The organism is Mesorhizobium sp. M2A.F.Ca.ET.043.05.1.1 (assembly GCF_003952445.1).
In the GTDB taxonomy this organism is placed as follows: domain Bacteria; phylum Pseudomonadota; class Alphaproteobacteria; order Rhizobiales; family Rhizobiaceae; genus Mesorhizobium.
In genome coordinates this window covers 6,468,087-6,489,270 of sequence record NZ_CP034446.1, presented here as the reverse complement: position 1 = coordinate 6,489,270, position 21,184 = coordinate 6,468,087, and the positions used below count along the sequence as shown (strand labels likewise).

Here is a 21,184-nt window from a genome sequence, read left to right as displayed (position 1 = left end):
TAAGGGCGAGCGTCGGCTCGTCACATGCGCGAGCGTCAGCTCGTCCCTGCAGGGCGGATGGCGGCAGGCTGTCGCCATCGGCACTGGTCGGACCACCATTTCGCTGGCGCAATCCAGCCATTGGCGTATCATCTTTGCAGGGAGGGTTCATGGCAGGAGGAGGCCAATGAACGTCGCTGCGGAAGTGCCCGTCATGGACCCGACGGTGCAAGACCTTGTTTCGTCTGCCCTTTCGAAATTTCGCGCCGGCGACACCGTGTCCACACGCGCCATGCTCGAGGCCATACGCCATGCCGATCCATCCTGCGAGGACAGCGATGACCATCTGGTCGAGCTGATCGTGATGGCCGCCGTTGGTAAGACCATGGGGGTCGTATTCGACCACCGCTCGCCTGACGAGCGGTTGCCGCGGCTCGCGTAGCGAGCCCGGTGACTGCCCCTAACGTCGTCATCCACGGGCCTCGCCCTAGAACGACGAACCAACGGGCGCGGCCAGTTTCCACAATGAGCGATTTGCGAACGCAGGCGCCGTCCGCCAGGCCCTAACTGCCCAATGGATGCGGCATGTAGCCGACGAAGCCCGCGATCTTCCAGCGGCCACCAACCTTGCGGCAGAAATAGAGCGTCTGCCATTTCAGCCGGTCGACGCCGCCATCGGCCTTGGCGACGGAACCGTCGAACTTCTTGTGCAGCACCGCGCGATCGCCATCAACATCGATGTCGCGCATGTTGGTGACACGAAACAGCGCCTCGCGCAGCGGCTCGGCGAATTTCGTGCCCGCGGTTTCCTTGGCCTGGCGCAGCCATTCGTCGCGATAGACATCCAGCCTCGGGAACTGCAGCCGCCAGGCGTCGGCATTGGCGAGGAAATGCGCGTGCATGCCGAAGAAGCTCTCGGCGATGAAATCGTCCTCGACCATCGACCAGTCTTGGCCGAGGAAGGCATCGATATCGCGCCGCACCAGCATTTCCCACAGCGAGTGGCGGTCGGCATCGCCTTCCGGAAACGGGTTCTTGTCGAAGGTCATGCTGGATCTCCCCTCATGTCGCGCGGCCGACGAAAATGGCGTGAAGCGCAAGATGCTCAGGCTTCTGTAATAAAGCAACATGGATTTCGAAATAATGTTGCTTTCCGACATTGCCTCTATGAGGATCGTGCCGACAGGCGTAGACGGCTATGCGGCCGGTTCCACTCAATCGCCAAGAGGAGACTCACTTGCCCAAGCAGTGTTTTGGAAAATCGCATGTTCCGCTCTCGCCCGCCGTGCGCGCCGGCGATTTCGTCTATGTCTCCGGCCAGGTGCCGGTGGGCAGCGACGGGCTGGTGGTAAAGGGCGGCATCGCCGAGCAGACCGAGCAGGTGCTGCAGAACGTCAAGGCGGCGCTGGCGCTGGCCGGCTGCGGCATGGACGATGTGGTGAAGACCACTGTCTGGCTGGAGGACGCGCGCGATTTCGGCACCTTCAACACCGTCTATGCAAAACATTTCTCCAAGGATCCGCCGGCGCGCACCACGGTCGAGTCGCGCCTGATGATCGACATCAAGATCGAGGTCGAGGCCGTCGCCTACCGGCCGGTCTGATCGCTAAAAGCAATTCCAGCAAAAGTGCGTAGCGGTTTTCCGTTCGGGATTGCGTAAAACAACAAAGGGAGGGTACCGATGCAGTTCGATCTCCTGATCAAGGGCGGGCGCGTCATCGACCCCGCATCGGGCCTGGACGCGCAGCGCGACGTCGCCATCGCCGATGGCCGCGTCGCCGCGATCGAGGCCGCCCTCGATGCCGAACATGCCGCGCAGGTGGTCGATGCCAGGGACTGCATCGTCACGCCCGGCCTCGTCGACCTGCACAGCCATGTCTATTGGGGCGGCACCTCGCTCGGGGTCGATGCCGACCGGCTGGCCGCCAAGAGCGGCACCACCACCTTCGTCGACGCCGGCAGCGCCGGCGCCGGCAATTTCCTCGGCTTCCGCCGCCATGTCATCGAGCGCTCGAAAGTCCGCATCCTCGCTTACGTCAACATCTCCTTCGCCGGCATATTCGGCTTCGCCAAGACCGTGTCGGTCGGCGAGTGCAGCGATCTCAGGCTCTGCGAGCCGCGCGAGACGGTGGCTGCGGTGCGCGAGCACGCCGATGTCGTCGTCGGCGTGAAAGTCCGCTCCGGCAAGCATGCCGGCGGTACCAGCGGCATTGCGCCCGTCGATCTCGCGCTCGAGGCCGCCGACAAGGTCGGCCTGCCGCTGATGGCGCATATCGACGAGCCGCCGCCGGGCCGTTCGGAAGTGCTGCCCAGGCTGCGCCGCGGCGACATCCTCACCCACTGCTTCCGGCCCTTCCCCAACGCGCCGGTCTTCGCCTCGGGCGCGGTGCGGCCGGACATGCGCCTGGCGCGCGAGCGCGGCGTCATCTTCGACATCGGCCACGGCATGGGCTCCTTCGACTTCGAGGTGGCGAAGGCGATGCTCGCCGAGGGTCTCGCGCCCGACGTCATATCGAGCGACGTTCACCTCTACTGCGTCGACGGCCCGGCCTTCGACATGCTGGTCTGCATGTCGAAGCTCATGTCGCTCGGCATGCCGCTGGTTGAGGTGCTGCGCGCCGCGACCGTAAACCCCGCGCAGGCGATCGCCCGGTCCGAGCTCGGTGCGCTGAAGGTCGGCGGCATCGGCGATGTCGCGGTGCTGCGGCTCCAGCCCGGCCGCTTCACCTTCGTCGACGCGGTCGGAGCGTCATTGGTTTCGGATCAGCGGCTGGTGTCCAACGGCATTGCCATCGGCGGCAAATGGTGGCCGAACGAAGCGCCCGACCACGACGAGACCGAACGCTTCGAAGCGCATGCGCATCACACGCATGTGGATGTGGCGGCCAGGCATTTTGGCCGGGGCTGATCTCCCCCCTCGAGGGGGAGATGTCGCCGAAGGCGACAGAGGGGGTCGCCGCGCGTGAAGCGCCAACCCTCATCTGCCGCTAAAAGTCGAGCCCAGTCGGACAGACCCCCTCTGGCCTGCCGGCCATCTCCCCCTCGAGGGGGGAGATCGAACGTCACCGTTGTGCATTGCTCGGCTCGCCATAAACCGGCGTCGCAATCCCTTCCATCCGCGCCTTCAGCTGCAGCGCCACGAATTTCGAGTAGAAGCGCGACAGCGCCAGATTGCCGCCGTGGAACCACAGAGCCTCCTGCGCCGTCGGCTTCCACATGTTGCGCAACTCGCCCTGCCAGGGACCGGGATCGCCCTTCACGCCGGAGCCAAGGCCCCAGCACCGGCCGACCTTGTCGGCGACCTCGCGTGAGACGATTGCGGCAACCGTCTCGTTCATCGACTGGTAGCCGGTGCAGCAGACGATCGCGTCGACATCCAATTCGCTGCCGTCCTCGAACAAGATGCCGGCCGGCGTCAGCGACTTGACGCCTACGCCGCTCTTCACCTTGATCTCGCCGTTCAGGATCAGCTCGCAGGCGCCGACATCGATGTAATAGCCCGAGCCGGTGCGATAGGCCTTCATCAACAGCCCGGTCTCGTCCTCGCCGAAATCGATGGCGAAGCCGCTGTCGCTGAGACGCGTGTAGAAATCCGCGTCGCGCGCCCTGATCACGTCATAGAGCGCGCGCTGGCCCTTGGGCACCAAAGCGAAGGGCGTGGAAGCCACGATCATATCGGCCTTGTCGGTGGTGATGCCGCGCGCCAGCGCCTTCTCGGAAAAGATCTCGAAGCCGACATCCATAAGCGTATCGGATTTCACCACGGTCGTCGGCGAGCGCTGCACCATGGTGACCTTGGCGCCTGCTTCCCACAGATCGACGCTGACATCGTGGCCGGAGCTTGCAGCACCGATCACCGCGACGCGCTTGCCGCGGAATTTCTCGCCGGTGGAATACTGGCTGGAATGCAGAAGCTCGCCCTTGAAGCTGTCGGCGCCCGGCAACTCGATCTGCCGCGGCGGCCCGTAGGCGCCGGTGGCGAAGACGATGTGTTTCGGCTTCAGCGTGACGCGTTGGCCCACTCGGTCGACCACCACGGTCCAGACCTTTTCGGCCTCGTCATAGGCAGCGCTGATGCATTTGGTGGCCACCCAATAGTTCAGCTCCATGACGCGCGTGTACATTTCCAGCCAGTCGCCCATCTTGTCCTTGGGCGTGAAGACCGGCCAGTTTTCCGGGAACGGAATATAAGGCAGATGGTCGTACCAGACCGGGTCGTGCAGCACGAGCGAGCGGTAGCGGTTGCGCCAGGAATCGCCGGCGCGCGCGTTCTTCTCGATGATGAGCGTCGGAACGCCGAGCTGCCGCAGCCGGGCGCCCAGCATGATGCCGCCCTGCCCGCCGCCGATCACCAGGCAGTAGGGCTGCTCGTGCACGCCGAGATCGCGCGCCTCACGCGCTCTCGCTTCGGCCCAGGTCTCGCGCTTGGGGTCGGCCTTGTGGCGGATGCCGAGCGGCCGCGCAGGACCCTTTTGCTCCTCAAAACCCTTGAGCTCGCTCATCGCCGTGAACAGCGTACGGCAGCGGCCATCCTTGAGCCGCAGGATCCCCTCGCCCCGCGCCACCCCAGTCTCGAACGTGAACCAGGCCTCGACGATGCCGTCGTCGAGGCTCGCCTCGCCGGTCAGGTGCCAGTGCGACGGCTGCGCTTGCGACAGCGTTGCCTTCAGCATCTCGCGGATCGCGGCCTGCCCCTCCATGGTCTTGATGTTCCATGTGAAGGTCAAAAGATCACGCCAGTAGCAATCTTCCGCAAAGAGGTTCGTCGCCGCCTCGATATCGCCCGCCTCCAGCGCCCGGCCGAATGAGCCGAGCCAGGTCGCCGCCTGTTGCGATGGTGCGATGTCGAGCATTTTTCGTCGTTCCCTTTTCAGTTGGAGTTCCCTGGCCGCGCCGACCTTCCCTTCTCCCCTTGTGGGAGAAGGTGGATCGGCGCGCAGCGCGAGACGGATGAGGGGTGTTCCAGCGGAGTGAGACGCTGGCGTTCCCTGGAGCACCCCTCATCCGACCTCGCTTCGCGAGGCCACCTTCTCCCACAAGGGGAGAAGGGTAGTCGCTAATCCCCGAGCGGCTCCATCTCCTTGCCTGTCCGATGGATCTGCGCGTTGTATTTGATCCTGCGCACGGTCTCGCGCGCCGGGCCGTCAATCTTGTAGGCTGTCGCCACCGCCAGCAGATCGATGGCCGCCAGGAATGCATAGCGCGACGCGGTCGGCTTCAGCGTGTCGGGATATTCAGGAACGGCCATCGTCAGCCGCACATCGCAGACGCGGGTCAGCTCGGTGTCGGGCGCCGTCACGCAGATCGCATTGGCGCGGTAATGCTTGGCGAGCTCGACCGCCTCGATCACCTCGCGCGTGCGCCCTGTGGCCGAGATCGCGATCACCAGATCGCCCGGCTTCAGCGTCGAGGCGGTCATGCGCATCAAATAGGGATCGCTTTGCGCATTGATGGTGATCCCATAGCGGAAGAGGCGGTATTGCGTCTCCTGCGCCAGCGCCGACGAGCTGCCGCCGAGGCCGAACACCGTCACCTGCCGCGCCTTGGCGATCAGTTCCGCCGCCTTCTGCAGCTGTCCCGGATCGATCTGCCGCTCCGCCTCCTGCAGCGCGCGCCGCGCTTCGCCGAAGACGGCGTTCCAGAACGGCATGCCGCTGTCGCTGTTCGCGGGCTGGGGCTTGGTGGCGAGATAGAGCGCGCCGACGACAAGGCTCTGCGCCAGCTTCAGCTTGAAATCGCGCACGCCCTCGCAGCCGATGGCGCGGCAGAACCGTGTCACCGTCGGCTCGCTGACCCGGGCACGTTGGGCAAGCGCGGCATTGGACGCGTCGACCGCATATTTGACATCGTCGAGCACGACATCGGCGACGCGGCGCTCGGCCGGCCGCAGCTCCGCATAGCTGTCCTTCACCTGCGAGATGATATCGGGAAAGCGCCTGACATGGTCGTGCCGGTCGCCGTCTTCGTCCGCAATTCGCAATGCCTGGCTGTCAGCTTCGGTCATTCGCCAGTCCTCCCCAGCCCGCTTCTGGATCCGTCATCTTCGCGATTATCCGCCCGCTGGCCATAGGCAATCAACCGAGCTGAGTATGTAGGAAAGTAACACACACCGCAAGGGATGATAAAACCCATTTAGATCAGCATATTAACTGATATCTGATTGAACCTGATTGCTTCTGTCGTCTGTCGCCGCTTGACAGCAAAGTAGGATAGTTACAGACTGATTTCGCGGACGGATGGGCCTTGGGCAACGCATCGCGCAGTCTCCGAGGGGGAGCATGAGTACGGCAAGCGCAAGAACGCCGAAGCTCGGTGTGCAGGCAGCGACCAAAGTCTATCAGACAGGTTCCGGCGATCTTCTGGCGCTGGACCGCTGCAGCCTCGATGTCCAACCCAATGAGATCGTTTCGATCGTCGGCCCCTCCGGCTGCGGCAAGACCACGCTGTTGTGGTCGATGTCGGGCCTGCACCGGCTGACCGGCGGCACGATCCTGCTCGACGGCAAGGAGGTCACTGGACCGCGCCCCGAGATCGGCATTGTCTTCCAGGAAGCGAACCTCCTGCCCTGGCGCAATCTCGACGCCAACATCAACTTCCCCTTCGAGATCAAGGGCGAGAAGCCCGACCGCGCCTGGATCGCCCATCTCTTGCACCGCGTCGGGCTGGACGGCTTCGGCGGCAAGTTCCCGCGCGAGCTTTCCGGCGGCATGCAGCAGCGCGCCGCGATCGTGCGCGCGCTGGCATTGAAGCCCTCCGTGCTCCTGATGGACGAACCATTCGGCGCGCTCGACAGTTTTACCCGCGAGGAGATGAACCGCCTGGTCGAGGAGATCTGGCTCGACACCAAGACCACCATCGTCTTCATCACCCACAGCATCGAGGAGGCGATCTTCCTCTCCGATCGCGTCGTGGTGCTGACCACGCGGCCCGGCCGCGTCGCCAAGATCTACGACGTGCCGTTCGCGCGCCCGCGGTCTCTGGAGATCATGGCGACGAAGGAGGTCTTCGACCTCACCAACCGCATCAAGATGGACATCGTCGGCGAGCGTCGGCCGCAGGCCCAGCAACAGCCGGAGCACAAGAGCGCTGAAATCGTGAGGATCAGGCAGTGAGCGGAGGCGACGCCATTCCGGAATTCTCGAAGGCGAAGTCAGGCGGTGACGGGCAGGAGGTCAGCCTCACCAACCTTTCCGCCTTCGCCAGCGGTCCCGGCATCAAGTCCGGAGCCGAGGTGGCGGCGATCCTCGCCGTGGCGGTGGTCATCATCGGCGGCATCGAGCTCGCGCTTCGCATCTTTCACGTGCCGCAATACATCATGCCGCCGCCGAGCTCGATTGCCTACGCGCTGTTCGACGAGTTCCCGCTGATCGCCCCGCATCTCGGCTACACGCTGGTCGAGCTTGTCTCCGGCTTCGCCATCGGCGCCATCGTCGGCCTTGTGATGGCGGCGGTGATCACGCAGTTCCCCTTCGCCGAGAAGATCGTCGCGCCCTACATCCTGATCCTGGTCACCACGCCGATGCTGGCGCTGGTGCCTTTGCTCATCTTGCGCTTCGGCTTTGGCTACACGCCGCGCATCATCGCGGTCGCTCTGGCTGCCGGCCCGATGGTGATGATCAATGCAGCGACCGGCTTCCGCCGTGTCGACAGCGCCAAGATCGCCCTGGCCCGCTCCTATGGCGCAAGCACGCTGCAGATCTTCTGGAAGATCCGCGCGCCGATGGCGCTGCCGATGATCCTGGTCGGGCTGATGATCGGCGCGATCTTCGGCCTGCTCACCGCCGTCGGCGCCGAGATGGTCGGCGGCGGCTTTGGCCTCGGCAACCGGCTGACTTCCTATTCGTCGATGATCCAGATGCCGCAATTCTTCGCGGTGGTGCTGATCCTGTCGACGCTCGGCATCCTGATTTACGTGCTGTTCTTCCTGATCGGCAAGAAATGGGCGAGCTGGGAGACCTAAGCGCGAAAGGACGGGGTCGCCCGGGAGGCGGGCGAAGGCAAGGCAAGCGATCAATAAGGGCAATCAACAAAAGGGGAATGCCATGACCAACGACAATCCGATCCATTCCAGCGTCCCGACGGGCATCAGCCGCCGCTACTTCCTGCAGGTGACGGCGGCCGGCGTCGTGACCGCCACCGCGCTCGGCGCATCCGGCCTGAGGGCCAGGGCGGCGGCCTATGAGAAATTCACCTGGATCTCGCCGCGCGGCACGCTCGAAGTGCTGGACGACTATCCCTACTGGTCGGCGAAGAAAGCCGGCTATTTCGGCGACCTTAACACCGACATGCAGCCCGGCCCTTCGGATGGCACCGCGACGGTGAAGTTCGTCGATGTCGGCCAGGCCGACATGGGCTTCCCCTCGCCCGGCGTCTTCTCCTTCGCCATCCAGAACGGCATGAAGCTGAAGTCCGTCTTCCACATGGGCGCGCGCGATACTTTCAGCCTTGCCTTCCGCAAGGGGGAGGGATCGAACGACCTTAAGAAGCTTGAGGGCAAGACCGTCCTGCTCGGCTCCGCCGCATGGCAGGCGATCGTCGATCCGCTGCTCGCCGCGCAAGGCGTCGACATCAAGAAGGTGAAATATGTCGAGGCCGGCTGGCCGACCTGGGGCACCGCGCTGGCCGGCGGCCAGGGCGATGCGGCGCTGTCCTGGGAAGGCTTGCGCGCCGAATGGATCGCCAAGGGACTCGACTTCGAATACTGGCTCGGCGTCAAGAATTCCAAGCTGCCGGCCAACACCTTCGTCGTGCGCGCCGCCGACCTCGAGGATGCCGACAAGAAGGCCTTCCTGGAAAAATACCTGCGCGGCTGGGCGATGGGTCTCGAGTTCGGATACCAGAACCCGCGCGCGGCGGTCGAGGCCGTGTTCGAGCAGTTCCCGACCTTGGCCAAGAACCTCGGTCCCGAGCTCGGCACCACCTCGATCCTGCAGCAGATCAACGTCTTCCGCGGCGACATGGACAAGCGCGGCGGCTGGGGCTCGCATGACATTGCGAGCTGGCAGGGCTTCTTCGACGAGATTCTGAAAATCGGCCAGATCAGCGCGCCGGTGAAGGCCGAGGATGTCTGCACCAACGACCTGATTCCGGCCGCCAACGATTTCGACAAGGCCAAGGTCAAGGCCGATGCCGACGGCGTCAAACTGTCGGAAGGCTTTGCCGCGCTCGACGTCGAGAAGATCAAGGCGCACCTGTTCGATTCGGCGGTCAAGTAACACGACTGCCATGACCATCGGGCGGCGCGAGACGCCGCCCGCCATTCCGTTCAAAGAGCATTGGGGAGGCTTCGATGGCCGACAAGGTGAAAATACTGGTGGTTGGTCTGGGCAATATGGGCGCATCGCATGCCAGCGCCTATCACCGCTCCGACGGTTTCGAGATCGTCGGCCTCATGAGCCGCAACATCAAAAGCAACAAGAAGATCCCCAAGGAACTCGCCGGCTACCCGCTCTATGAGGATTTCGACCTGGCGCTGAAGGAGACGAAACCGGACGCGGTCTCGATCAACAGCTGGCCGAACACGCATGCCGAATACGCGTTGAAGGCGACAGCCGCCAATTGCCATGTCTTCATGGAAAAGCCCCTGGCCACCAACATCGAGGACGCAGAGAAGGTGGTGGCCGCGGCGCGGGCGAAGAACCGCAAGCTGGTGCTGGGCTATATCCTGCGCGTCCACCCGTCCTGGATCAAATTCATCGAGGTCGGCAAGACGCTCGGCAAGCCGCTGGTGATGCGCCTGAACCTCAACCAGCAAAGCAGCGGCACTGCCTGGCACTGGCACAAGAACCTGATCGATTCGCTGATCCCGATCGTCGACTGCGGCGTCCACTATGTCGACGTCATGTGCCAACTGACCGGCGCCAAGCCGGTGCGCGTGCACGGCATCGGCGCAAAACTCTGGGCCGAGGCCGACAAGCAGAATTACGGCCATTTGCACGTCACCTTCGATGACGGCTCGGTCGGCTGGTATGAGGCCGGCTGGGGCCCGATGATGAGCGAGACGGCCTATTTCGTGAAGGACGTGGTTGGCCCGAAGGGCGCCGTCTCGATCGTCGCCGGCCAGTCGGGCAGCAGCGCCAAGGATGCCGAGGAAGTGTCCGATTCCGCCGACATCGACCGCCATACCAAGACCGACGCGCTGAAGATCCACTATGCGCAGGTCGACGGCGACAAGAATTTTGCCAAGCCCGACGAGATCGTCAGCATGGAGGACGAGCCCGGGCACCAGGAACTCTGCGACCGCGAGCAGGCCTTCTTCCTGCGCGCCATCCGCGAGGACCTCGATCTGACCGAGCAGATGGACGCGGCCGTCAACAGCCTGCGCATCGTACTGGCGGCGGAGCAGAGCATCGCGGAGAAGCGGACCGTCGAGCTGGCCTGAGCCTTCTCTGTCACCAGTCGCGCCACTCCCCTCATCCGGCCGCTTCGCGGCCACCTTCTCCCCGGCGGGGAGAAGAGATTGGCGCCGGCGCTGACAATCTCCTCTCCCCGCCGGGGAGAGGTCAGCCGAGCGAAGCGGAGGCTGGGTGAGGGTGAGTCCAGCGATCGGCAATCATAGGGAGGAACACATGACCGCGATTTCGGAGAGCTTGATTGCGACCTACACCAACTCCGACGCGCTGGCGCTCGCCGGCCTGGTAAAGCGCGGCGAGGTTTCGCCGGCTGAGCTCGTCGAAGCGGCGATCACCATGATCGAACGCCTCAACCCATCGCTCAATGCTGTCATCCACCGCCTCTACGACATGGCGCGCGCCCAGGCGGCGACGGTCGACAAGGAGGCACCCTTCGCCGGCGTGCCCTATCTGCTCAAGGAGCTCGCTTCGTCCTGGAAAGGCGCGCCCCTTACCAACTCCTGCCGCTACCTGAAGGACTTCGTCGCCGATTCCGACAGCGAGGTGGCGCGCCGCATCAAGGCCGCCGGGCTCGTCCTCGTCGGCAAATCCAACGCGCCGGAGAACGGCTGGTCGATCACCACCGAGCCAAAACTCTACGGCGCGACGAAAAACCCGTGGAAGCAAGGCATCACGCCGGGCGGCTCCAGCGGCGGCGCTGCCGCCGCGATCGCTTCGCGCATGGTGCCGATCGCCGAGGCCAGCGACGGAGCCGGCTCGATCCGCGTGCCGGCTTCCTGCTGCGGCATTGTCGGCCTGAAACCGTCGCGCGGCCGCGTCAGCCTCGCGCCCTACGGCGACTATTGGTATGGCGGCGCCTATTTCCTCTGCTGCTCGCGCACCGTACGCGACACCGCTGCCTATCTCGACGCGGTGGCCGGCGCCCTGCCCGGCGACGCCTACACCCCACCGGTTCCGACGGACAGCTGGCTCAACCTCTCCGCACGGGCGCCGAAGAAGCTGCGCATCGGCTTTACCGTCACGCCGCCGAACGGCGCCGCGATAGATCCTGAAGTCAAGCAGACGGTGCTTTCCACGGTCGCCGCGCTCGAACGTCTCGGCCACGATGTCGAGGAGCACGACATGCCGCTCGACGCCGATGCTGCCTGGAAAACCTACACCGACATGACCAACGTGCAGACGGCCGCCACCTTCGGCTTCCTCGAAACGCTGGTCGGCCGCCCCGTCACGCCGAACGATGTCGAGCCGGTGACCTGGGCGGTCATCGAGCGCGGCCGCGCGACCAGCGGCATCAAACATGTTTCCGATGTCGAGCAACTGAGGCTGATCGGCCGCGATATCGTCGGCGACCTAAACCCCTATGACATCTTCATCACCCCGACGCTGACGCAGCTGCCGCGCCCGCTCGGCTACTACGACATGTCGGAGACCGAGCTCGACCGCTACAACGCCAAATGGGGCGACGCGGTCTTCAACTTCCCCTTCAACATCTCCGGCCTGCCGGCGATCTCGCTGCCGCTCGGGCAATCGGCCGCTGGCGTGCCGATCAGCGTCCAGCTCGTCGGCCGTTACGGCGACGAGGCGACGGTGCTGGCGCTGTCCACACAGTTGGAAGGCGAGATGCCGTGGAAGGACCGACGGCCGGCGCTGTAGGAGCGAGAAGCTCGATTGGGTCAGCGCGCCAATGGATGGCCTCGCGAAGTGCCCACGTGAAATGCCAATTGCGAAGGTCAGCACCGCCCTGTGGTGGCATTTGATCGTGACGCATCCTTCGCTAAGCTGCGGAACTCTCTTCGATCAAGCGGAGCTGCCTGGCGCACCGCATAAGTCTACCAACCTGTCCACGCCGGATCGAGTGGTGCCCATTCTCGTAAAGCTCAACGATCCAATCTTCGTCATCTTCACTCAGATCCAATCGCGCTTCATAGCAATGTCGCAGCAAGCGGCTGATGCTAAAACCACGGTGTTTAGTCACCAGGACCAAGCTGTCTCGCACCTCAAGCAGTTTCTCGACCTGTCGAGTGGTCAACTCATCGTCAACATAGCCAATTATGCTTTCGACGAATCCCGTCTCCCACTCGGTCAATGCCTCACGCTCGGATGCAAGCAATAATCTCGCAATAGATCGCGCTGCGGCGATGTCTTTGCGGATACGCTCAATCTCACTCCAAGATGCCATATGCCATCTCCGACTATCAGGTCGCAGGCAACAAGGACAAACTGTGGATAATTGCGGGGACAATATTTAAGTGCGTCGCCGCCTCAGGGAAAGAGCACCTGCGGACAGCTCACCTTGGCAACAGGTTCACGGCCGAATTAGCCAGGCCAAATTCCTATAAAATTCCTATATCTTTCCCATCCGCCCCGTCTCGAACCTTTATGGCGATCGGGTCCATATCTCCCTTCGAAGAAGCGCTTTGATCGCCGTCGCCGCCAAGGTGACGAGCGTCCGTGTGCAGTTTTGAGCCCGCTACCGCGAGCCCGCAAACACAAAGTGGAAACAAAGGAAGACCAGCCATGGATCTTATAGTTCTCGGGATCGGAATTTTGTTCTTCGCCCTGTCCTTAGCCTACGTCAAAGCCTGCGACAGAATCTGAGCGGAAGGGCCGGATCATGCTTCTCGATTACATTCTTGGCGGCGCGGTGACCTTGTTCCTGCTCGCCTACCTCACCTACGCCCTCATCCGCCCCGAGCGTTTCTGAACGTTCCGGCGCCAGGCACGGAAAGCCATCCCAATGACAATCTACGGCTGGATACAAATCCTTCTCTATTGCGGCATCCTCGTCGCGCTCGTTAAGCCGGTCGGCTCCTATATGCACCGCGTCTTCAACGGCGACCGGTCCTTCCTCTCGCCCGTGCTCGTCCCGATCGAGCGCGGCCTCTACCGTCTTTCGGGGACGAGCGAGAAGGAAGAACAGCATTGGGCCGTTTATGCGACGGCTATGCTGCTCTTCAACCTTGTGGGCCTTCTCGTTCTCTATGCGCTGCAGCGAGTGCAGGGCGTGCTGCCCTACAACCCCGCAGGCATGACCGCCGTCGACCCGCAGCTCGCCTTCAACACTGCCGCGAGCTTCGTCACCAACACCAACTGGCAGAATTACGGCGGCGAAAGCACGATGTCCTACCTCGTGCAGATGGCGGGCCTCACCGTCCAGAATTTCGTCTCGGCTGCCACCGGCATTGCGATTGCAATCGCGCTGATCCGCGGCTTCGCTCGTGCTTCGGGCAAGTCGATCGGCAATTTCTGGGTCGATCTGACCCGCTGCACGCTCTACGTGCTGCTGCCGATTTGTATCGTGCTGACGCTGGTCTATGTCTGGCTCGGCATTCCGCAGACGCTTGGGCCTTATGTCGACGCCACCACGCTGGAAGGCGCCAAGCAGACCATCGCGCTCGGACCGGTCGCCTCGCAGGTCGCCATCAAGATGCTCGGAACCAATGGCGGCGGCTTCTTCAACGCCAATGCCGCACATCCCTTCGAGAATCCGGACGCGATCTCGAACATGATCCAGATGCTGACCATCTTTTTGCTCGGCGCCGGCCTCACCAACGTCTTCGGCCGCATGGTCGGCAATCAGCGCCAGGGCTGGGCGATCCTCGCTTCGATGGGTGCGCTGTTCATCATCGGCGTCATCGTCTGCTATTGGGCCGAGGCCGCCGGCAACCCTCTGGTCCATGCGCTCGGCATCGACGGCGGCAACATGGAAGGCAAGGAGACCCGCTTCGGCATCGCCGCCTCGGCACTGTTCGCGGTCATCACCACGGCTGCCTCCTGCGGCGCCGTCAACGCCATGCATGATAGCTTCACCGCGCTTGGCGGCATGATCCCGCTCATCAACATGCAGCTCGGCGAAGTCATCGTCGGCGGCGTCGGCGCCGGTTTCTACGGCATCCTGATGTTCGTCGTCATCGCGGTTTTCGTTGCCGGCCTGATGGTCGGCCGCACGCCGGAATATCTCGGCAAGAAGATCGAGGCCAGGGAGGTCAAGATGGCAATGCTGGCCATCCTGTGCTTGCCGCTGGCCATGCTGATCTTCACGGCCATCGCCGTGGTCCTGCCCAGCGCGGTGGCCTCGATGGCCAATGGTGGGCCGCACGGCTTCTCCGAGGTGCTCTATGCCTATACCTCGGCGGCCGCCAACAACGGCTCGGCCTTCGGCGGCCTCACCGGCAACACGCCTTGGTACAACCTGACCATGGCCATCGGCATGCTGATGGGCCGTTTCCTGGTCATCATCCCGGCTCTGGCCGTTGCCGGCTCGCTGGCGGCGAAGAAGACCGTGCCCGCTTCGGCCGGCACCTTCCCGACGGACGGCACGCTGTTCGTTGGCCTGCTGGTCGGCGTCATCATCATCGTCGGCGGCCTCACCTTCTTCCCGTCGCTCGCCGTCGGTCCCATCGTCGAGCATCTGGCGATGATCCATGGACAGACCTTCTGAGATGACCATGCCCGGGTTCAACCACATACGTCGGCACGACGGTCACCAGACCGGTGACGGAGCGCCCGACAACGGAAGGGACGAGAAGCCTCGTCCTTTCCCGACCCTTTCAACCTTTCTCGGCATGGCGGCCGTGCTGTTCGTGCTGTGGCTGCTGGCCACCGGTCTTCCGCACCTCTTCCCGAAGACCGAACACCCGGCGCCATCCAACATAACCGATACTGGAGCCTCGAAATGAGCCAGTCCAAATCCGCGAGCATTGTCGATGCCCGCATCCTTGTGCCCGCCATCGGCGGCGCCTTCCGCAAGCTGAACCCGCGCACGCTGATCAAGAATCCGGTGATGTTCGTCGTCGCCATTGTCTCGTTGCTCACGACCATCCTTTTCATCCGCGATCTCATCGCCGGGGGCGGCGATCTCGGCTTCACCCTGCAGATCATCATCTGGCTGTGGTTCACCGTGCTGTTCGCGAATTTCGCCGAGGCAGTCGCCGAAGGCCGCGGCAAGGCGCAGGCCGACTCGCTGCGCAAGGCGCGCACCGAGACCCAGGCCAAGCTCCTCGCCAACGGCGACCGCACGAAATTCAAGCTGGTGCCGGGCACCAGCCTGAAGGTCGGCGATGTCGTGCTGGTCGAGGCCGGCGACATCATCCCGTCCGACGGCGAGGTGATCGAAGGCGTGGCCTCCGTCAACGAGGCGGCGATCACCGGCGAATCCGCGCCCGTCATCCGCGAATCCGGCGGCGACCGCTCGGCCGTCACCGGCGGCACCCAGGTGCTTTCCGACTGGATCCGCGTGCGCATCTCCGCCGCGTCCGGCCAGACCTTCCTCGACCGCATGATCTCGCTGGTCGAGGGCGCCGAGCGCCAGAAGACGCCGAACGAGATCGCGCTCAACATCCTGCTCGTCGGAATGACGCTGATCTTCGTGCTGGCGACCGCTACCATCCCGAGCTTCGCCTCCTATTCGGGCGGCTATATCCCGGTGACGATCCTGGTTGCTCTCTTCGTGACGCTGATCCCGACCACGATCGGCGCATTGATGTCGGCCATCGGCATCGCCGGCATGGACCGCCTGGTGCGCTTCAATGTGCTTGCCATGTCCGGCCGCGCCGTCGAGGCCGCCGGCGACGTCGACACGCTGCTGCTCGACAAGACCGGCACCATCACGCTCGGCAACCGCCAGGCGACCGAGTTCCGTCCGGTCAAGGGCGTCACCGAACAGGAGCTGGCCGATGCCGCCCAGCTCGCCTCGCTGGCCGACGAGACGCCGGAAGGCCGCTCGATCGTCGTGCTGGCCAAGGAGAAATACGGCATTCGCGCCCGCGACATGGCGACCCTGCATGCAGCCTTCGTGCCCTTCACCGCGCAGACCCGCATGAGCGGCGTCGACATCGACGGTTCGTCGGTGCGCAAGGGTGCCGTCGATGCTGTGCTCAATCACGTCAACCAGGCGACGGTCGCAGCCCACGGCACGCGCCCGACAAGCGACGCCATCCGCGATCTCCAGGCCGTTGCCGACGAGATCGCCAAGGCCGGCGGCACGCCGCTGGCGGTCGAGCGCGACGGCCGCCTGCTCGGCGTCGTCCACCTCAAGGACATCGTCAAGGGCGGCATAGCCGAGCGTTTCGCCGAGCTGCGCAAGATGGGCATCCGCACGGTGATGATCACCGGCGACAACCCGCTGACCGCGGCAGCCATCGCCGCTGAAGCCGGCGTCGACGACTTCCTTGCCCAGGCGACGCCTGAGAACAAGCTGTCGCTGATCCGCGAGGAGCAGGCCAAGGGCAAGCTGGTCGCGATGTGCGGCGACGGCACCAATGACGCGCCGGCGCTCGCCCAGGCCGATGTCGGCGTCGCCATGAACACCGGCACGGTCGCCGCGCGCGAAGCCGGCAACATGGTCGACCTCGACAGCGACCCGACCAAGCTGATCGAGATCGTCGAGATCGGCAAGGCGCTGTTGATGACGCGCGGCTCGCTGACGACCTTCTCGATCGCCAACGACGTGGCCAAGTACTTCGCCATCATCCCGGCGATGTTCGCGGTCTTCTATGTCGCGCCCGGCCAGTCCACCGGTCCGCTGCAGGCGCTCAACATCATGCATCTGGCGACGCCGCAGAGCGCCATCCTGTCGGCCATCATCTTCAACGCGCTGATCATCATCGCGCTGATCCCACTGTCGCTGAAAGGCGTGAAATATCGTGCCATCGGCGCCGGCTCGCTGCTCACCCGCAACCTGCTCGTCTACGGCCTCGGCGGCATCATCGTGCCCTTTGTCGGCATCAAGGCGATCGACCTGATCGTCACGGCCCTCGGCCTCGCATAAGGATTTATCTCGATGTTCAAGCAACTCAGACCCGCTTTTGTCATGATCGTCTTTTTCACGGTGCTGACCGGCCTGATCTATCCGATCGGCATGACCGGCATCGCCCAGGCGCTGTTCCCGAACCAGGCCAATGGCAGCCTGATCGAGAAGGACGGAAAGGTCATCGGCTCCAGCCTGATCGGCCAGGCCTTCGCCAGCGACCGCTATTTCCACGGCCGGCCCTCGGCGGCCGGTGACGGTTACAACGCCGCCTCCTCCAGCGGCTCCAATCTCGGCCCGACCAATCCCAAGCTCATCGACCGCATCAAGGGCGACGCCGAGAAGCTGAAGGCCGAGAATCCGAACGCGCCGGTGCCGATGGACCTCGTCACGACCTCCGGCAGCGGCCTCGATCCCGACATCAGCCCAGAGGCCGCCTATTTCCAGGTGCCGCGCGTCGCCAAGGCCCGCGGCGTTGACGAGGCCAAGGTCAAGGCGCTCGTCGACGGCCATGTCGAAGCGCGCGAGCTTGGCGTCCTCGGCGAGCCGGTGGTCAATGTGCTGGCGCTGAACCTGGCGCTGGACGAGCTGAAGTGATCCACGCGCCGGGGATCGACACGGTTCCCGGCGCAATCCATGATTGGACTGATGCCCGACGACAGGACCGACTCCGAGAACCGCCCCTCCCCCGACGCGCTGCTGGAGCATGCCGAGCGCGAAGGCCGTGGCCGCCTGCGCATATTTCTCGGCGCGGCACCCGGCGTCGGCAAGACCTACGAGATGCTGATGGCGGGCCGCGCCCGCCGCGCCGACGGCGTCGACGTCGTCATCGGCATCGTCGAGACGCATGGCCGCAAGGAAACCCAGGCCCTGGTCGACGGCTATGAGGTGGTACCGCGCCGTCTGGTCGACTATCGCGGCCAGACGTTGGACGAGATGGACATCGACGCCATCCTGAAGCGCCGCCCCGACCTCGTCCTGGTCGACGAGCTTGCCCACACCAACGCGCCAGGCAGCCGTCATCCCAAGCGCTATCTCGATGTGCAGGAGATCCTGGCGCAAGGCATCGACGTCTACACCACGCTGAACATCCAGCATGTCGAGAGCCTGAACGACGTCGTCGCCCAGATCACCCGCGTCAGGGTGCGCGAGACGGTTCCCGACTCCATCATCGACGAGGCGGACGACATCGAGGTCATCGATCTCACCCCCAACGACCTCATCAAGCGGCTGCATGACGGCAAGGTCTATTTCCCCAACACCGCGCAGCGCGCCATCGAGAACTATTTCTCGCCGGGCAATCTGACGGCGCTGCGCGAGCTGGCGCTGCGCCGCACCGCCCAGCGCGTCGACGAACAGCTGCTCAACCACATGCAGTCGCACGCCATTCCCGGTCCCTGGGCGGCCGGCGAGCGCGTGCTCGTCTGCGTCGACTCGCAACCTGGCGGCGCGGCCCGCATCCGCTATGCGCGCCGGCTCGCCGACCGGCTGCGCGCGCCCTGGACGGCGCTTCACATCGACACGCCGCGTTTGGCCGGCATGTCCGAGGAAGACAAGGATCGCCTGGCCAGGAACCTGCGCCTTGCCGAGCAGCTCGGCGCCGATATCACCACCATTCCCGGCCAGAACGTCGCCCAGGACATCGTGCGCCATGCGACGACGAACAATTTTACCCATATCGTCATCGGCCGGCCTACCCGTTCGCGCTGGCGCGAGCTGATCGAGGGTTCGCTCACCTATGATCTGATCCGCAATGCCGGCGACATCAGCGTCCACGTCATTTCCGGCGCCGAGCGTGATACCGACACGCCCTCGGCGCGGCTCAAGGCCGCGACCGAGCAGAAGCCTTTCCAGATCTGGCCCTATCTGATCTCGACAGTCTACGTCGCCGGCGCGCTGGCCGTCAGCTCGATCCTCGACCAGTTCCTCGATGTCCGCAATCTCGCCAGCGTCCTGCTGCTGGCGGTGCTGACGTCGGCGGTCACCTTCGGGCTCTGGCCGGCGCTCTACGCCTGTTTCCTCTCCGCGCTTGCCTTCAACTTCTTCTTCCTCGAGCCGCGCTACACGCTGACGATCCGGGACCCGGAGAGCATCGTTGCCTTCGCCGTCTTCCTCGTCGTCGCCGTGATCGCCAGCAATCTGACGGCGCGCGTGCAGCGCCAGGCGGTCGCCGCGCGCTCGCGGGCGCGCGCGACCGAGGATATCTATTCCTTTTCCAGGAAGCTCGCCGGCGCCGGCACGCTCGACGACGTGCTGTGGGCCACCGCCTTCCAGATCGCCTCGATGCTGAAGGTCCGGGTCGTGCTGCTTCTGCCGGAAAACGGCACCATCACCGTCAAGGCCGGCTATCCGCCGGACGATACCCTGGCCGAGGCCGATATCGCGGCCGCGCGCTGGGCCTGGGAGCACAACCGCGCCGCCGGCCGCGGCGCCGACACCTTGCCCGGGGCAAAACGCCTCTATCTCCCCTTGCGGACGGGGCGGACCGCGATTGGCGTGGTCGGCCTCGACAACGACAAGCAGGGACCGCTGCTGACGCCCGAGCAGCAACGCCTGCTCGACGCCTTGGTCGACCAGGCAGCGGTGGCCATCGAGCGCGTCCAGCTCGTTGCCGATGTCGACCGCGCCCGGCTTGCGGCTGAAGCGGACCGGTTGCGCTCGGCGCTGCTCACCTCGATCTCGCACGACCTGAAGACGCCGCTCGCCGCGATCATGGGCGCGGCCGGCACGCTGAAGGAATTCGCGCCGGCGCTGCCGGAAATGGATCGCGCGGAGCTTCTGTCGACGGTCGTCAGCGAATCGGAGCGGCTGAACCGCTTCATCGCCAATCTGCTCGACATGACCAGGATCGAATCGGGCGCGATGGAGCCGAATTACGCGCTCCATTATGTCGGCGATGTCGTCGGCTCGGCGCTGAACCGGGCGCAGAAGATCACCGCCGAGCACACAATAGAGACCGACATTCCGGCCGACCTGCCGATGCTGCGGCTCGATCCCGTGCTGTTCGAGCAGGCGCTGTTCAACCTGCTCGACAATGCCGCCAAATACGCCGCGCCCGGCTCGATCATCCGGCTGCAGGCCTGGGTCGACAATGGCGCCATCATCCTGCAGGTGATGGATGAGGGGCCGGGCATCCCGCCGGGCGACCTGGAGCGGATATTCGATACCTTCTACCGCGTGCGCAAACGCGACCAGGTGCGTGCCGGCACGGGTCTCGGCCTGTCGATCAGCCGCGGTTTCATCGAGGCGATGGGCGGCACGATCGCGGCGGCCAACCGCACCGACCGTCCCGGCGCGATCTTCACCATCCGCATGCCGGTGCCGGCTGAGTTGCCGGCGCTCGGCGCGCCGCTTACGGATGATGCGGCATGACAAATCAGACCGTGTCCATATTGGTCGTCGACGACGAGCCGCCGATCCGCAAATTGCTGCGCGTTGGCTTGGGCAGCCAGGGCTATACGGTCTCCGAGGCGCCGAACGCCAAGGCGGCGATCGAGCTCCTGCAGACCGAACGGCCGGACCTGATCCTGCTCGATCTCGGCCTGCCCGGCATGACCGGCCTGGAGCTGCTCGGCAAATGGCGTGGCGAGGGTCTCGACATTCCGGTCGTGATCCTGTCCAGCCGCACCGACGAGGCCGGCATCGTCTCGGCGCTCGAGCTTGGCGCCGACGACTATGTGACCAAGCCCTTCGGCATGAACGAGCTGGTTGCCCGCATCCGCGTGGCGCTGCGCCACAAGTTCCAGCAGCAGGGCGAGAAGCCGGTGTTCCATACCGGCGATCTTTCGGTCGACCTGGTGAAGCGCATCGTCAAGGTCGAGGGCAAGGAAGTGAAGCTGTCGCCCAAGGAATACGACATCCTGCGCATGCTGGTGCAATATGCCGGCAAGGTGCTGACGCACCAGTTCCTGATGAAGCAGATCTGGAACGACTCGACCGACGTGCAATATCTGAGGGTCTATGTCCGCCAGCTGCGGCAGAAGATCGAGAAGACCCCGGACCAGCCGCGCTACATCATCACCGAGACGGGCGTCGGATATCGTTTGCGCGAGGTGGACGGAAACGAATAAGGCGACCGGCTTTCGCCATCGCCTCAAAATGAATC

The 21,184-nt window shown here is 64.3% G+C and carries 19 protein-coding genes; 16 read left to right on the top strand and 3 right to left on the bottom strand.

Translation table 11 applies throughout. The features are described 5' to 3' along the window. Positions 1–166 precede the first annotated feature (166 nt). Positions 167–421: a hypothetical protein gene (locus tag EJ069_RS31325; protein WP_126064410.1), complete on the top strand. Its 255-nt coding sequence runs from the start codon at positions 167–169 to the stop codon at positions 419–421. A gap of 121 nt (positions 422–542) precedes the next feature. On the opposite strand, the gene EJ069_RS31320 is transcribed toward EJ069_RS31325, so the two are convergent. Beyond that, positions 543–1,028, bottom strand: coding sequence for a hypothetical protein (locus EJ069_RS31320; protein ID WP_126064409.1), 486 nt, complete (start codon positions 1,026–1,028; stop codon positions 543–545). A 188-nt stretch (positions 1,029–1,216) separates the two neighbouring features. Between EJ069_RS31320 and EJ069_RS31315 the strand changes: the two genes are divergently transcribed. Continuing rightward, positions 1,217–1,582 (top strand): RidA family protein, encoded by a 366-nt coding sequence (locus tag EJ069_RS31315; protein WP_126064408.1) that lies wholly within the window; start codon positions 1,217–1,219, stop codon positions 1,580–1,582. Positions 1,583–1,660: 78 nt separating this feature from the next. Beyond that, the gene (locus tag EJ069_RS31310; RefSeq protein WP_126064407.1) at positions 1,661–2,887 is read left to right on the top strand and encodes an amidohydrolase/deacetylase family metallohydrolase; all 1,227 of its coding nucleotides are present in this window, start codon (positions 1,661–1,663) and stop codon (positions 2,885–2,887) included. A gap of 154 nt (positions 2,888–3,041) precedes the next feature. Here EJ069_RS31310 and EJ069_RS31305 read toward each other — a convergent pair whose 3' ends face one another. Then, complete coding sequence (locus tag EJ069_RS31305) at positions 3,042–4,832, bottom strand: NAD(P)/FAD-dependent oxidoreductase (RefSeq protein WP_126064406.1); 1,791 nt, start codon at positions 4,830–4,832, stop codon at positions 3,042–3,044. 203 nt (positions 4,833–5,035) lie between these two features. Next, complete coding sequence (locus EJ069_RS31300) at positions 5,036–5,983, bottom strand: MurR/RpiR family transcriptional regulator (RefSeq protein ID WP_126064405.1); 948 nt, start codon at positions 5,981–5,983, stop codon at positions 5,036–5,038. 274 nt (positions 5,984–6,257) lie between these two features. On the opposite strand from EJ069_RS31300, the gene EJ069_RS31295 reads away from it, so the two are divergent. From EJ069_RS31295 to EJ069_RS31235, 13 genes are all read left to right on the top strand, one after another. Further along, entirely contained in the window at positions 6,258–7,091 is an 834-nt protein-coding gene (locus EJ069_RS31295; RefSeq protein ID WP_126064404.1) for an ABC transporter ATP-binding protein, read from the top strand. Next, a complete protein-coding gene (locus tag EJ069_RS31290) occupies positions 7,088–7,939 on the top strand; it encodes an ABC transporter permease (protein ID WP_126064403.1) in 852 nt (283 codons plus the stop codon). Before EJ069_RS31295 ends, EJ069_RS31290 begins: the two co-directional genes overlap by 4 nt. Positions 7,940–8,021: 82 nt before the next feature. Next, entirely contained in the window at positions 8,022–9,194 is a 1,173-nt protein-coding gene (locus EJ069_RS31285; protein WP_126064402.1) for an ABC transporter substrate-binding protein, read from the top strand. A 74-nt stretch (positions 9,195–9,268) separates the two neighbouring features. After that, positions 9,269–10,360: a Gfo/Idh/MocA family oxidoreductase gene (locus tag EJ069_RS31280; protein ID WP_126064401.1), complete on the top strand. Its 1,092-nt coding sequence runs from the start codon at positions 9,269–9,271 to the stop codon at positions 10,358–10,360. Between the two features lie 187 nt (positions 10,361–10,547). After that, positions 10,548–11,984 carry an amidase gene (locus EJ069_RS31275; protein ID WP_126064400.1) on the top strand — a complete coding sequence of 479 codons (1,437 nt, stop codon included), beginning with the start codon at positions 10,548–10,550 and terminating at the stop codon, positions 11,982–11,984. Between the two features lie 31 nt (positions 11,985–12,015). Next, the gene (locus EJ069_RS31270; RefSeq protein ID WP_126064399.1) at positions 12,016–12,444 is read left to right on the top strand and encodes a hypothetical protein; all 429 of its coding nucleotides are present in this window, start codon (positions 12,016–12,018) and stop codon (positions 12,442–12,444) included. Between the two features lie 501 nt (positions 12,445–12,945). Then, complete coding sequence (locus tag EJ069_RS31265; protein ID WP_040990279.1) at positions 12,946–13,035, top strand: K(+)-transporting ATPase subunit F; 90 nt, start codon at positions 12,946–12,948, stop codon at positions 13,033–13,035. A gap of 33 nt (positions 13,036–13,068) precedes the next feature. Then, on the top strand, positions 13,069–14,772 hold the full coding sequence (kdpA, locus tag EJ069_RS31260) for a potassium-transporting ATPase subunit KdpA (RefSeq protein WP_126064398.1): 1,704 nt from the start codon (positions 13,069–13,071) through the stop codon (positions 14,770–14,772). Continuing rightward, positions 14,756–15,010: a hypothetical protein gene (locus EJ069_RS31255; RefSeq protein ID WP_245456372.1), complete on the top strand. Its 255-nt coding sequence runs from the start codon at positions 14,756–14,758 to the stop codon at positions 15,008–15,010. The genes kdpA and EJ069_RS31255 overlap by 17 nt, the downstream gene beginning before the upstream one ends. After that, entirely contained in the window at positions 15,007–17,100 is a 2,094-nt protein-coding gene (gene kdpB, locus EJ069_RS31250; protein ID WP_126064397.1) for a potassium-transporting ATPase subunit KdpB, read from the top strand. Before EJ069_RS31255 ends, kdpB begins: the two co-directional genes overlap by 4 nt. Positions 17,101–17,112: 12 nt before the next feature. Then, positions 17,113–17,676: a potassium-transporting ATPase subunit KdpC gene (gene kdpC / locus EJ069_RS31245; protein WP_126064396.1), complete on the top strand. Its 564-nt coding sequence runs from the start codon at positions 17,113–17,115 to the stop codon at positions 17,674–17,676. A gap of 51 nt (positions 17,677–17,727) precedes the next feature. Beyond that, a complete protein-coding gene (locus EJ069_RS31240) occupies positions 17,728–20,451 on the top strand; it encodes a sensor histidine kinase KdpD (protein WP_126064929.1) in 2,724 nt (907 codons plus the stop codon). Then, entirely contained in the window at positions 20,448–21,149 is a 702-nt protein-coding gene (locus EJ069_RS31235) for a response regulator transcription factor (protein WP_126064395.1), read from the top strand. The genes EJ069_RS31240 and EJ069_RS31235 overlap by 4 nt, the downstream gene beginning before the upstream one ends. Positions 21,150–21,184 lie beyond the last annotated feature (35 nt).